Genomic DNA, 11,693 nt, shown 5'->3' with positions numbered 1-11,693 from the left:
GCGTCCACTATGTGGTTCTCGATGTACGGTCGAGAACAACAACACAGTTCATATGAACTGAATATACATTTGTATAAGTTTGTTCGAACCATCGAAAGATGTTTCGGCGGCTATAGCAAGAGGGAAACGCCCGGTCACATTCCGAACCCGGAAGCTAAGACTCTTTGCGCCGATGGTACTGCAGGGGGGACCCTGTGGGAGAGTAGGACACCGCCGGACTTAACTTAGAAACAACAGAGAAGGCCACCCCACGGGGTGGCCTTCTCTCGTTAACCCCCCTGCTCGCCGGTCGAGGCGCGACGAAGGAGCGATCGAGACCACGCGAGCCGAGTCCGAGAGTCGGCTCGCGTGGTCTCGAGGCGCTCGTGCCTCGCTCCTCGACCAGCGGGATGGGACGGCAGGCGCGGGGTTAGCGGGGCATTCGCAGGCCGTCGAGGGCAAGCTTGAGCACGTCGTCGGCGAGTTCCGCCGCATCTTCGGGCCCCTCGGGCCGGTACCACTCCGCGATGGAGTTGACCATGCCGAAGACGAGGCGGGTGACGATCCGGGGGTCGACATCCGCTCGAATGGTGCCCTCTTCTCGTGCCTGTACGACCAGGGCCGAGACGGCGCGGTCGAAAGCGCGCCGGCGTGTGAGGGCCTGTCGCTCGACGTCGGAGTTGCCTCGCACTCGAAGGAGCAGGGTCACAGAAGGCAGCTTCGCGGTCAGCACCTGAACGGCGCCGCGAAGCACGTAGGCCAGCCGGTCGATGGCGGCGCCGTCGAGAGCGCCCTCTTCGAGAAGGACACCCTCGAGGCCGGTGAGGGCCTCGTTGAGGGCCAAGGCCAGCAGCTCTTCCTTGGAGGAAAAGTGGTGGTAGATGGCGGCCTTCGACAGGTCGAGGCGTGCCGCCAGGACTCCCATCGAGGTGGCGTCGTAGCCATACTCGTTGAAGGCCGCGACCGCGATATCGAGAATTGCGCGCTGGTCGTAACCGGGGCGCCCGCGCTTGGTTGTGGTCACGTCAGACATTGTTCACATTCTCTCACGCAGGGCGCGAAACCCCCGGTTAGCGCAGGTCGTAGACGCGCTTGAGCTTGCCGACGCTGCGCTCGAGGGTGCCGGGCTCAGCGATCTCTACATTGACGCTGGAGCCGATCTGGTCCTTGATGCGGTTGATCAGCGCCCGGCGCGCGGTGTCGGACGAAGCGCCGTCGGCGTGTTCGTGGCGTTCGATGCGCACGGTCAGCTCGTCCATGCGTCCGGGCTTGGTGAGCTCGAGAATGAAGTGCGGAGAGAGGTGCTCGATGCTGAGCACAATCTCCTCGATCTGGGTGGGGAAAAGGTTCACGCCGCGCAGGATGATCATGTCGTCGTTGCGCCCCGTGATCTTCTCCATGCGGCGCATGCCGGGTCGGGCCGTGCCCGGGAGCAGGCGGGTGAGATCGCGCGTACGGTAGCGGATAACGGGGAATGCCTGTTTGGTGAGCGACGTGAACACGAGCTCACCAGTGTCGCCCTCGCCGAGTGTGCGGCAGGATTCGCCGTCGATGATCTCAGGGTAGAAGTGGTCTTCCCAGAGGTGCGGGCCGTCCTTCGACTCGATGCACTCGTTACCGACTCCCGGGCCCATCACTTCGCTGAGGCCGTAGATGTCGAGCGCATCGAAGTCGAGGCGCTCTTCGAGCTCGAGGCGCAGCTGGTTGGTCCACGGCTCGGCGCCGAGCACGCCGGCCTTGAGGCTGGAGCGGCGAGGGTCGAGACCGGCGGCCACCATGGCATCCGTTATCGTCAACAGGTAGCTGGGGGTGGAGAGGATAACGTCGGGCTGGAAGTCATTGATCATCTGGACCTGCTTGTTGGTCTGCCCGCCTGACATGGGGATGGCAACAGCGCCGAGGGCTTCGATGCCCGCGTGGGCGCCGAGTCCGCCGGTGAAGAGGCCGTAGCCGTAGGCGTTGTGCACCTTCATGCCCGGGCGAACGCCCGAGGCTCGCAAGCTGCGGGCCACGAGGCCGGCCCAGTTGCGCAGGTCCTGCTTGGTGTAGCCCACGACGGTGGGCAGCCCGGTGGTGCCTGAAGACGTGTGAATGCGCGCGACCTGGTCCATCGGCACAGCGAACATGCCGAAGGGGTACGAGACCCGGAGGTCTTCCTTCGTGGTGAAGGGGAGGCGCTGCACATCGTCGAGGGTGCGAATGTCGTCGGGGTGCACGCCGGCAGCATCGAACTTGCGCGTATAGAGAGGCACGTTCGCGTAGGCGTGCCGCACGGTCTGCTGTATGCGGCGCAGCTGCAGGGCGAGAATCTCGTCCCTGGACATGCGCTCTTCCGGGTCGAGTTCGTCGAGGGACGGGGCGTGCAGGCGAGTCTTGGTCAGCGTTGACATGGTGCCTCCGGGAGCAGGTTAGTTGTGGGCGCGGGTGGGCGTAGCGAGGTTCGTGGTGCGACTGCGACCGCGGAATTCCGCGATGGGAACGTTGTGCTCGTCGGTTACGCGCACGTCGTACAGTCCGGAACGCCCACTCTTGGTGCGGAGTACGGCGGTTGCGGTGAGAGTCTGACCGAGCGTGGTGGGCTTCAGAAAGCTGATGTCGGCGCCGGCGGCGAGCGTGACGTGGTGGTCGTCGTTGCAGGCAATAGCGAATGCAGTGTCGGCGAGGGCAAAGACCATGCCGCCGTGGGTGACGTCGAATCCGTTGAGCATGTCGTCTCGGATAAGCATGGAGACGATCGCGCCGCCGGGCTCGGTGTGTTCCACGACCATGCCGAGGGCAGCGGAGGCCCGATCACGCTTCATCATGGCGTGATGTGCGGGCACCGTAGGGTCGCCCGGTGCTGCTGTCTGCGGTGATGCATCCAAGTGGGGGTTCTCCTCGTTGAGTGACCGGTGTGTGAAAACTTTGTGCTGGCGGCGGGGCTTGCCGCGCCGATAGTGTGACTATATACTAACTGAACGATCGGTTGGGAAAGATTTCCCCGCCGTCTGTAAAACTCACGAGCGCCAACGACGACCAGGAGTCAATGATGACAACCCCCGCAGGGCCGTATGCCCTTGCACCGGATGCCTCCGCGGAGAGTTCTGCGATTTCGGCTGACGAGCAGCAGTTCAACGATCTCATTGCCGCGGACTCGCGCATTGAGCCCCGTGACTGGATGCCCGAGGCCTACCGCAAGTCACTCGTGCGCCAGATTTCGCAGCACGCGCACTCCGAGATCATCGGCATGCAGCCGGAGTCGAACTGGATCACCCGCGCCCCGAGCCTGAAGCGCAAGGCGATCCTGATGGCCAAGGTGCAGGACGAAGCCGGCCACGGCCTCTACCTCTACTCCGCCGCCCAGACCCTCGGCGCCACTCGCGACGGCATGACGGAAGCGCTCATCGCTGGCAAGGCGCGTTACTCCTCGATCTTCAACTACCCCACCCCGACCTGGGCCGACATGGGCTCGATTGGCTGGCTCGTCGACGGCGCCGCCATCTGCAACCAGGTGCCCCTCTGCCGCGCGAGCTACGGCCCCTACGGCCGTGCAATGGTGCGCATCTGCAAGGAAGAATCCTTCCACCAGCGCCAGGGCTTCGAGATTCTGCTCGAGCTCATGCAGGGCACCGAGGAACAGCGCGCCATGGCGCAGGAATCCGTGAACCGGTGGTACTGGCCCGCGCTCATGATGTTCGGCCCGCCCGACGACGACTCGCCCAACTCCGCCCAGTCGATGGCGTGGAAGATCAAGCGCCACTCCAACGACGAGCTGCGTCAGCGTTTCGTCGGCATGCTCGTGCCGCAGGCCGCCGTTCTCGGCGTCACGCTGCCCGACCCCGACCTGCGCTGGAACGAAGAAACCCAGCAGTACGACCTCGGCGAGATCGACTGGGCCGAGTTCCACGAGGTTCTCGCGGGCCGCGGCGCGAGCAACGCCCAGCGCCTGCAGCGTCGTCGCGACGCCCACGACGAAGGCGCCTGGGTTCGCGAAGCCGCCGCAGAGTATGCCCGTAAACAGTCCGAACGATCTGAAATGGTGGCCTCATGACCGCGCCCGGCGATTCCGCAGCTGAAATTTGGCCCCTCTGGGAAGTCTTCGTTCGTTCCAACCGTGGCCTGAGCCACGTGCACGTCGGCTCGCTACACGCCCCCGACGAGATTCTCGCCGTGCGCAACGCCCGTGACCTCTACACCCGTCGTGCCGAGGGCGTGTCGGTGTGGGTCGTACCCGCCGCGGCCATCACCACGAGCGACCCCGACGCCAAGGGCGCCTTCTTCGAGTCGCCTGCCGGCAAGAACTACCGCCACGCGAGCTACTACTCCAAGAGCGAGGGCGTGAAGCACCTATGAGTTCACACACCGACGACGTGCACGGTCACGCCCAGGTAGACGTGGCAATACTTCCCGACGAACTGATCGCCTCGGCATCCGTTGCCTCGCCCGACGTCGCGGAATACGCGCTCTGGCTCGGCGACGACTCCCTCGTACTCTCGCAGCGCCTAGGCTCCTGGATCTCCCGCGCCCCCGAGCTCGAGGAAGACGTGGCCCTCGGAAACATCGCCCTCGACCTGATTGGGCACGCCCGCGCTCTGCTGCACTATGCAGGTTCGGCCTCGGGGAAGACCGAGGACGACCTCGCCTACTGGCGCGACGAGCCCGAGTGGCGTTCGCTGCAGCTCGTCGAGCAGCCCAACGGCGATTTCGCGCACACCATCGCGCGGCAGTTCATCGTGTCGCACTTCCTCTTCGAGCTTTACACCCGGCTGCGCGACTCCTCCGATGCCACCCTCGCGGCGATCTCCGACAAGGCCGCCAAGGAGGTCGACTACCACCGCGATCACTCCGTGCAATGGGTGCTGCGGCTCTCGCTGGGCACCGACGAATCCCGCCGCCGCATGATCGTGGCCTTCTCCGACATGTGGCCCTACGTGGACGAGATGTTCCGCGACGAGCCCCTGCTCGACCGGCTCGAGGGCGTCGCCGTGCGGCCGTCGAGCCTGCGAGAGGTCTTCGACCTGGCCATCGCGCCGGTGTTCGCCGAGGCAGAACTCGAGGAACCCCGCGGCTTCATCGCCCAGGGCGGCGGTCGCCGCGGCGTGCACTCCGAGCACCTCGGCCTGATGCTCGCCGAGATGCAGGTTCTCGCGCGGGCACACCCGGGCGCATCATGGTGACCATTCACGAAACCGCCGCCCGGCCCCGGCCCACCGACGACGCCTCGCTGCGGGCCTGGGCCGTGGCCGCAACTGTTGTCGACCCGGAAATCCCGGTGCTCACGATCGAAGACCTCGGCGTGCTGCGCTCGGTGAGCGTCACCGCGACCGGCGTCGACGTTTCCCTCACACCTACCTACAGCGGATGCCCCGCCCTCGACGCCATGCGCGACGACGTATTCGCGGCGCTCACCGCTGCCGGCTACGAAAACGTCTCGGTGCGGCTCGTGCTGAGCCCCGCGTGGACCACGGACTGGATGAGCGACGACGGCAAGAAGAAGCTCGAGGAGTACGGCATTGCCGCTCCGACCGGGCACGCCACCGCCCGGCCCTCCGGCCCCGCGGGCCCCGTGCGCCTCCAGCTCGCGGTCAAGTGCCCGCGCTGCAATTCCCTGAACACGCGTGAACTCGCCCATTTCGGTTCGACCTCCTGCAAGTCGCTCTACGAGTGCAAGGCGTGTCTCGAACCCTTCGACTACTTCAAGGTGCTGTGACCATGACTGCAACGAATCTGGGTGCGACGAAGCACCGTGCGCGTTTCCATACCCTCACCGTCTCCGATGTGCGCCAGCTCACCGCCGACAGCGTGGAGGTGACCTTCGCGGTTCCCGATGAGCTCCGCGGCTCCTTCGACTACGCGCCGGGCCAGCACCTCGCCCTGCGCGCCACCATCGACGGCCACGAGCTGCGCCGCAGCTACTCGATCTGCCGCCCGCCGAGCGTCGACTCCGAGGGCCAGGGCACGATCAGCGTGGCGATCAAGCGCGACCTCGGTGGGGTGTTCTCCAGCTGGGCGAACACCGAGCTGAAGGCCGGCCAAAAAGTCGAGGTGATGAGCCCGCAGGGCACGTTCACCTCCACGCTGCCCGACCTTGACGACAAGCACATCGTGGGTGTGGCCGCGGGCTCGGGCATCACCCCGTTGATGTCGCTCGCGCACACGGTGCTAGCGGCATCCGCTACCTCACGTTTCACTCTCGTGTACACGAACCGCACCGCACTCGACGTGATGTTTCTCGACGAACTGGCCGACCTGAAAGACCGTTACCCGGCCCGCCTCGCGCTGTACCACGTGCTGTCGCGGGAGCAGCGGTCCTCCTCTCTGCTCACCGGGCGCATCGACGAAGACAAGTTCCGCCGCATGCTCGAGACGATCCTGCGCCCCGGAACCGTCAACGAGTGGTTTCTCTGCGGCCCGTTCGAGCTCGTGCAGCTCTGCCGCGACACCCTCGAAGACGTGGGCGTTGCCGCCTCGCGCGTGCGCTTCGAGCTCTTCACCACGGGCGAGACCAACCGCGCGAGCGGCGACATCGGCCGGCCCGTCATCGTGGCGGCGGGGGACAAGACCTTCCAGATCGAATTCACCCTCGACGGGCAGAGCAACACTGTGACCACGCCGGTGAACGCTAACGAGAGCATTCTCAACGCGGCCCTGCGCGTGAGGCCCGATGTGCCGTTCGCGTGCGCCGGGGGAGTCTGCGGCACCTGCCGCGCCAAGCTCGTGAGCGGCGACGTCACCATGACGGAGAACTACGCCCTCGAGCCCGACGAGATCGAGCGCGGCTACGTGCTCACCTGTCAGTCGCACCCCACCACCGAGAAGGTTGTCGTCGACTACGACGTCTAGCCGTATTCCGCACGTTCCAGCCGAACCAGAAAGGCGGATGCCCGTGATCGAGCTGACCATCGACAACAACGTCGCGTACGTGGTGCTCAACGCACCGGAGAAAATGAACGCCCTCAACGAGGCGGCGGTTGTCGAACTCGACGCGGCGTACGCATCCGCTGAGGAAGCCGGAGTGCGCGCCCTCGTGCTGCGCGGCGAGGGCCGTGCTTTCTGCGCCGGACGCGACATTTCGGCCGTCGACCCGCGCACCGACGATGTGCAGGGCTACCTCGGCGGTCTCGTCACCGGGCTCATGCACCGCATGAGCTCGTTCCCTGCGCCCACCTTCGCGGCAGCGCACGGCGCGTGCCTCGGCGTGGGCCTCGGCCTGCTCATCGCCACCGACGTGGTGTACGTGGCCGACACCGCCAAGATCGGCTCGCCGTTCGCCAACCTCGGCGCCACCCTCGACTCCGGCGGCCATGCCCTGTTCGTGGAACGCCTCGGAGCGCACCGCACGCTCGACCTCATCTACTCGGGTCGACTCATGTCGGGCGCCGAGGCTGTGGCCAGCGGACTCTTCAGCCAGGTCTTCCCCGCTGACGAGCTAGCGGATGCCACGGCGGCGGCGGCCGTGAGGGCCTCGACCGGCGCCACGCAGGCGTTCCTGGCAAGCAAGGCCCTCGTGCAGTCGCTGCGCGACGAACGCCTCGGACTCTGGCAGAGCATGACGGCGGAGACGCTCGCCCAGGCCGCGCTCTGCGACACCGAGGACTATCGCGAGGGATTCGCAGCCTTCCAGCAGAAGCGCAAGCCCGCCTTCACCGGCATCGCCTGACCCGCGGCCGAGGCCATGCGCTCCAAAGCTGCTGATGCTCCTGCAATCACAGGCGCCTGAGCAGCATTCGAGCGCACGGAGCCCCGCGTCGAGTCAGCGTGTCGGGGGCGAGAGGATCAATGTCCGAGCCCTCACCGAGATGTTCCGGCAGATTATCCCGAACAACCGTGCCGGCGGCTGGCGAAAACTGAAGTCCTGAGCTCACCGGTCGGTGGCGGCCAAGGTCGCTGCGGTACCTATCGCAGAATCAATACAGAATGTATGGAGAGTGAATTATTATGTATGCATGAGTTCACTGTTGCAGATTAGGAACGTGCCGGACGAGGCGCGTCGGGCGCTGAAGGCACGGGCGGCGGCCCGGGGTGAGTCACTGAATACCTACCTGCTCGAGCTCGTCTCCCGCGACGTGGCGCGCCCGACGGTCGGTGAAGTGCTCGAGCGGGCCGTTCGTCGCACCGAACAGGCGCAGGCATCTGCGCTAGAGCCACTCGGCGCCGCGCGTGTGGAGCGCCTCGCGGAGGTGCAGGAGCCAACCGGCTCGTGATCGTGGTGGATTGCGCCGCCGTGGTTGATGCGTTGACGGCCTTGGCCGGCACCGAGGAACTCCGCGCCCGGCTGGCAGAGGAGGAGCTGCACGCGCCGAGCTTGCTGGACTACGAGGTGGTCTCTGCGCTGCGCGGGCTCACTCTGGCCGGGTATCTGAGTGCCGATCGGGCGCAAGACCTGTTGACGGATTTCGAGGACGTTCCGATCCAGCGCTGGCCGTCGGCGGATGCGCTGCGACGGCGAGCCATCCAACTGCGCGACAATGTTTCCGCCTACGACGCTGCTTACGTCGTGCTGGCCGAAGCCCTGGACTGTCCTCTTCTCACCCGCGACGTGAGGCTCGCCCGATCCGGCGGACACAGCGTGCGGATCGAGGTGCTGTAGGTGTTCCCAGTGGGCGAGCCTACCGGCCGGTGTCTCGAGCGCGAAACAACACCACGGCGAAGAGAAGGAAGGCAACGGCGCCGAGCCAGCCGCTGATGGCTCCGAGTTCTGGTGCAGCGGACAGACCGATTACGCCGAGCAGAATCAGTACACCGGCCAAGACGGCATATGTTTTCATGCCATACAGCGAAATGAACACGAGATAGTGCGCCCCCACGATGATGAGCGATGCGGGAAAGAAGAGCACGGGCTCGTAGCTGCCCAGGGCGATTGCAACCAGCAGCCCGCAGGGCACGGTGAACGCGGATTGCATGGCCAGGGCAGCCGACGGGTGCCCCTTTGGCAGGCCGGTCGGGCCGCCCATGATTTTCAGGACGAGCGTGCCCAAGGGGAAGATCAACATACCGCCCAGGAACAGAGCGGCCATCCCCACCGCGACGGAGCCCCACGTAAAGACCGCGCTGGCCCCAGCCCAGACGACTGCAGAGACTAAAGGGCCGGCGAATCCGGCGTGGTAAATGCGTCGTACGTCAGCTTGGGCTTGCAAGAATTCCATGTCGTCCCCCACGGTCGAGCCGATTCCGATCGGCAGAATTGGATGCCCTGAGCACAACGCTCCAACCCGATCATGGCGTAGGCGACACGTGCGCAACCAATCGACCGCCAGAAGGCTGAGAGACCGTGGGGCCGCGGCAGTAGCCCTGTGGTCGTCGCGGACTGAGCACGGACGGAGGCGAGTACCGGCGCGGCGAGTGTCATCCGCTGAAGGCCTCGGCGCAGGAATCGTCCTGCGCCGTTTGGCCCGTCAGACCATCCAAGGCCTCGACGGTCGGTTCCGGGATGGGGGAGGCCGTGTCGCCCGGGGCCGGGGTTGACGTTTCGACCGGTGCCGGGGCATCCGCTGTCGGCTCGGGGTTGGATCCGGGCAGGGCGAACGGCTCGTCGGCGGCGAGCTTGGCGAACATTTCGTCAGCCACAGCTTCGAGTGGCATGACCTTGCCCGGGAAATCGGCATCTCCGGTCGTGCCGGGATATTGCACGAAGAGGAGGCGTTCCAGGTCGATATCCTTGAGCGCCAGGGCCATGGACACCATGGTGTCGATGTCGGCGAGCGAGGTCGACAGCTTGATGTTGGTGGCGGCAGCGTTGGCCAGGTTCACGAGCGTCGGGATTCTCGTGAGTGTGCCGTCGCCCTGCACCGTGCGCATGAGCGACGCCAGGTAGATCTGCTGGGACGAAATTCGCGCCAGATCGCTGCCGTCGCCGACGCCCTTCCGGCTCCGCAGGAACGCCAACGCAGTCTCCCCGGCGACGACGCTCGTTCCTTCCGGCAGGTCGAGGCCTGCGGCGGGGTCGTCGATGGCGGCGTTCAGGCAGATGGGAACTCCACCGACGGCGTCGCTCATCTGCACGACGTCGTTGAAGGATACGAGCCCGGCGTAGGGGATGTCGAGCCCCGTCAACTCGGACACGGTCTTGACCACACAGGGCAGCCCGCCCCGCGACATGGCCTCATTGACCGGGCGTGCGGCCATCGCCGAGAAATCGTTTCCGGTCTCGGGGTCGGTGCACACGGGATGCGGCACGATGAGGTCGCGGGGGATGCTCACGACGACAGCGTTGGTGTGGTCGGCGGACACGTGCACGAGAATGTTCACGTCATTTAGGGTTCCGTCGCGTTCTCCGTACGCAGCGCTCTGAGCCTCATCGTTGTCGATGCCGACGAGCAGAATATTGAAACCGTTCTCATAGCTTTCGAGTTCTCGCGCAGGCGTCGATGTCTCGCCCACCATGATGTCGATGGCATTTTCGTCGACCTTGTTACTGAAGCTCCAGACCACGATGGCAGCCACGGAAGACGTACTGACGACGGCCACGGCCATCGCGATGGCGACTATCTTGAGCGCGGTTGCGTAGGGATTCGATCGCTTCAGGCGTCCATGACGGGCGATTCCCATTATCCGCTTGCTTCGCCTGCTCACGTCAGCCACGGGTCACGCCAGAGCGGATGCGACGTGCCCCGCAAGCTCCAGAACCTGGCCGCGGTCGCCGTCTTCAATCGGCCGTTGGCCGTTGATCGACGAACCCAGTCGCACCCAGTCATCGCCCACGACGAAGTCGACGGCGCACGCCGCGACGGTGCCGACAGGGCACGAGAGGTAGGCCTGCTGGGTCACGCCCTCAACGCTCACGGCCTCGTGGTTTTCCCACACGCCCCTCGCCACCTGGGCGTCTTCGAAAACCCACGCGCCATGCGGCAGCAGCTCAAGGTTGGCGTGGGCCACCTCAGAGCCGGCCGGCCCCACGATGCAGCGCGCCACGCCGGCGAGCGTGGCCGCTCCCGTCATCACGCTCCAACCGCCGCTGCTGTACTGCGAGTGCACGGGCAGTTCCTCCGTGTGGAAGACGGACTGCACTGTTGCCGCGGGCAGGATCACGTCGCAGTCGGTTCGAGCAGTGACGGCGGCGACGGGAGCGGCCCTGTTAGCGGCCGCAGCAACTCGTTCGGTGATCGCGCTTAAGGCCGGGGAGGCGAGCGCCTGCACATCGGCGTCTGAGGCAATGTCGGCGACGTCGGCACCCTGCAGGAACACCTCGATCCAGGCTTGCCCGACCACGATGTTGGACGTGCACAGGCCGGCTTGGGCGAAACACGTCGTGCCAGACGTGTCCCCAAACGCCGGAGCATCGTCGAGCGGATGATCACCGGTATGCAGGTCGAGCTGCGCGGCGGTGGCATCGGGAATCACCTGCACGGTGAGTTCGTCGTAGGCCGGATTGGCGATGCCGCTGACCGGCACGTCGTCATTGCCCCAGGTGCAGCTCAACCCGCCGATGTTCTGCACCGCGTACGTCACGGGAGACACCGATGGCCCCCAGCTCATTCTCGCCTCGTAGGCGTTGCCACCAAAAAGAGCTTCGAGTTCGGCGGCAGAAACCAGGTCGTCGCAGACCACATCGAACCGCGAAGCCGGTGCCGACGACAGCTCGGCCGTGGGCGATACCGATGGTGTGCCTGCCGAAGCGGATGGCGCCGGAGTCGGGCTCGTGCACCCCGCCAACGCCAGAATCACGACACAACCGAACCCCACAACCGAAGCGACGCTGCTTTTCCCCATGCCCGCAACGTATCAGCACAATCGGT

General features: G+C 65.6%; 14 protein-coding genes and 1 rRNA gene. 9 read left to right on the top strand and 6 right to left on the bottom strand.

Annotated elements, in window-relative coordinates:
* Positions 1-102: 102 nt before the first annotated feature.
* Positions 103-219, top strand: a 5S ribosomal RNA gene (gene rrf / locus BJ997_RS16750).
* A gap of 190 nt (positions 220-409) precedes the next feature.
* Here rrf and BJ997_RS16745 read toward each other — a convergent pair.
* The 3 genes from BJ997_RS16745 to paaI are packed head-to-tail and all read right to left on the bottom strand — an operon-like array spanning position 410 to position 2,783.
* Positions 410-1,012 carry a TetR/AcrR family transcriptional regulator gene (locus BJ997_RS16745; protein ID WP_035837821.1) on the bottom strand — a complete coding sequence of 201 codons (603 nt, stop codon included), beginning with the start codon at positions 1,010-1,012 and terminating at the stop codon, positions 410-412.
* 37 nt (positions 1,013-1,049) lie between these two features.
* Positions 1,050-2,369 (bottom strand): phenylacetate--CoA ligase PaaK, encoded by a 1,320-nt coding sequence (paaK, locus tag BJ997_RS16740; RefSeq protein WP_152602267.1) that lies wholly within the window; start codon positions 2,367-2,369, stop codon positions 1,050-1,052.
* 18 nt (positions 2,370-2,387) lie between these two features.
* Complete coding sequence (paaI, locus tag BJ997_RS16735; RefSeq protein ID WP_035837823.1) at positions 2,388-2,783, bottom strand: hydroxyphenylacetyl-CoA thioesterase PaaI; 396 nt, start codon at positions 2,781-2,783, stop codon at positions 2,388-2,390.
* Positions 2,784-3,004: 221 nt separating this feature from the next.
* Here paaI and paaA point away from each other — a divergent pair, with 221 nt between their 5' ends.
* The 8 genes from paaA (at position 3,005) to BJ997_RS16695 (ending at position 8,548) form a co-directional block, all read left to right on the top strand.
* The gene (paaA, locus tag BJ997_RS16730) at positions 3,005-4,009 is read left to right on the top strand and encodes a 1,2-phenylacetyl-CoA epoxidase subunit PaaA (protein WP_084141388.1); all 1,005 of its coding nucleotides are present in this window, start codon (positions 3,005-3,007) and stop codon (positions 4,007-4,009) included.
* Positions 4,006-4,311 carry a 1,2-phenylacetyl-CoA epoxidase subunit PaaB gene (gene paaB / locus BJ997_RS16725; RefSeq protein WP_035837826.1) on the top strand — a complete coding sequence of 102 codons (306 nt, stop codon included), beginning with the start codon at positions 4,006-4,008 and terminating at the stop codon, positions 4,309-4,311. Before paaA ends, paaB begins: the two co-directional genes overlap by 4 nt.
* Positions 4,308-5,135 carry a 1,2-phenylacetyl-CoA epoxidase subunit PaaC gene (gene paaC / locus BJ997_RS16720; protein WP_035837828.1) on the top strand — a complete coding sequence of 276 codons (828 nt, stop codon included), beginning with the start codon at positions 4,308-4,310 and terminating at the stop codon, positions 5,133-5,135. The genes paaB and paaC overlap by 4 nt, the downstream gene beginning before the upstream one ends.
* Positions 5,129-5,668, top strand: a complete 540-nt coding sequence (paaD, locus tag BJ997_RS16715; protein ID WP_052542444.1) for a 1,2-phenylacetyl-CoA epoxidase subunit PaaD — start codon at positions 5,129-5,131, stop codon at positions 5,666-5,668. The genes paaC and paaD overlap by 7 nt, the downstream gene beginning before the upstream one ends.
* A 2-nt stretch (positions 5,669-5,670) precedes the next feature.
* Positions 5,671-6,801: a 1,2-phenylacetyl-CoA epoxidase subunit PaaE gene (gene paaE / locus BJ997_RS16710; protein ID WP_052542445.1), complete on the top strand. Its 1,131-nt coding sequence runs from the start codon at positions 5,671-5,673 to the stop codon at positions 6,799-6,801.
* A 43-nt stretch (positions 6,802-6,844) separates the two neighbouring features.
* The gene (locus tag BJ997_RS16705; protein WP_035837855.1) at positions 6,845-7,618 is read left to right on the top strand and encodes an enoyl-CoA hydratase/isomerase family protein; all 774 of its coding nucleotides are present in this window, start codon (positions 6,845-6,847) and stop codon (positions 7,616-7,618) included.
* Between the two features lie 286 nt (positions 7,619-7,904).
* Entirely contained in the window at positions 7,905-8,162 is a 258-nt protein-coding gene (locus BJ997_RS16700; RefSeq protein WP_035837832.1) for a FitA-like ribbon-helix-helix domain-containing protein, read from the top strand.
* On the top strand, positions 8,159-8,548 hold the full coding sequence (locus BJ997_RS16695; RefSeq protein WP_035837834.1) for a type II toxin-antitoxin system VapC family toxin: 390 nt from the start codon (positions 8,159-8,161) through the stop codon (positions 8,546-8,548). The genes BJ997_RS16700 and BJ997_RS16695 overlap by 4 nt, the downstream gene beginning before the upstream one ends.
* Positions 8,549-8,567: 19 nt before the next feature.
* Here the strand turns inward: BJ997_RS16695 and BJ997_RS16690 are convergent, their stop codons facing one another.
* From BJ997_RS16690 to BJ997_RS16680, 3 genes are all read right to left on the bottom strand, one after another.
* Positions 8,568-9,104, bottom strand: coding sequence for a DUF7010 family protein (locus BJ997_RS16690; protein ID WP_152602268.1), 537 nt, complete (start codon positions 9,102-9,104; stop codon positions 8,568-8,570).
* A 199-nt stretch (positions 9,105-9,303) separates the two neighbouring features.
* Complete coding sequence (locus BJ997_RS16685) at positions 9,304-10,506, bottom strand: LCP family protein (protein ID WP_052542447.1); 1,203 nt, start codon at positions 10,504-10,506, stop codon at positions 9,304-9,306.
* A 36-nt stretch (positions 10,507-10,542) separates the two neighbouring features.
* Positions 10,543-11,667 carry a DUF3558 domain-containing protein gene (locus tag BJ997_RS16680; RefSeq protein WP_152602269.1) on the bottom strand — a complete coding sequence of 375 codons (1,125 nt, stop codon included), beginning with the start codon at positions 11,665-11,667 and terminating at the stop codon, positions 10,543-10,545.
* Between the last annotated feature and the right edge of the window lie 26 nt (positions 11,668-11,693).

This window comes from Cryobacterium roopkundense, assembly GCF_014200405.1.
GTDB classification, from domain to species: Bacteria; Actinomycetota; Actinomycetes; order Actinomycetales; family Microbacteriaceae; genus Cryobacterium; species Cryobacterium roopkundense.
The sequence above is the reverse complement of the archived record's forward strand: the minus strand, read 5'-3'. Positions and strand labels throughout refer to the sequence as shown.

What these genes read in the sequence shown, in the direction of transcription:
- BJ997_RS16745 (WP_035837821.1), bottom strand. Translation starts at nt 1,012, where the DNA reads ATGTCTGACGTGACCACAACCAAGCGCGGGCGCCCCGGTTACGACCAG.
- paaK (WP_152602267.1), bottom strand. Translation starts at nt 2,369, where the DNA reads ATGTCAACGCTGACCAAGACTCGCCTGCACGCCCCGTCCCTCGACGAA.
- paaI (WP_035837823.1), bottom strand. Translation starts at nt 2,783, where the DNA reads ATGATGAAGCGTGATCGGGCCTCCGCTGCCCTCGGCATGGTCGTGGAA.
- paaA (WP_084141388.1), top strand. Translation starts at nt 3,005, where the DNA reads ATGATGACAACCCCCGCAGGGCCGTATGCCCTTGCACCGGATGCCTCC.
- paaB (WP_035837826.1), top strand. Translation starts at nt 4,006, where the DNA reads ATGACCGCGCCCGGCGATTCCGCAGCTGAAATTTGGCCCCTCTGGGAA.
- paaC (WP_035837828.1), top strand. Translation starts at nt 4,308, where the DNA reads ATGAGTTCACACACCGACGACGTGCACGGTCACGCCCAGGTAGACGTG.
- paaD (WP_052542444.1), top strand. Translation starts at nt 5,129, where the DNA reads ATGGTGACCATTCACGAAACCGCCGCCCGGCCCCGGCCCACCGACGAC.
- paaE (WP_052542445.1), top strand. Translation starts at nt 5,671, where the DNA reads ATGACTGCAACGAATCTGGGTGCGACGAAGCACCGTGCGCGTTTCCAT.
- BJ997_RS16700 (WP_035837832.1), top strand. Translation starts at nt 7,905, where the DNA reads ATGAGTTCACTGTTGCAGATTAGGAACGTGCCGGACGAGGCGCGTCGG.
- BJ997_RS16690 (WP_152602268.1), bottom strand. Translation starts at nt 9,104, where the DNA reads ATGGAATTCTTGCAAGCCCAAGCTGACGTACGACGCATTTACCACGCC.
- BJ997_RS16685 (WP_052542447.1), bottom strand. Translation starts at nt 10,506, where the DNA reads ATGGGAATCGCCCGTCATGGACGCCTGAAGCGATCGAATCCCTACGCA.
- BJ997_RS16680 (WP_152602269.1), bottom strand. Translation starts at nt 11,667, where the DNA reads ATGGGGAAAAGCAGCGTCGCTTCGGTTGTGGGGTTCGGTTGTGTCGTG.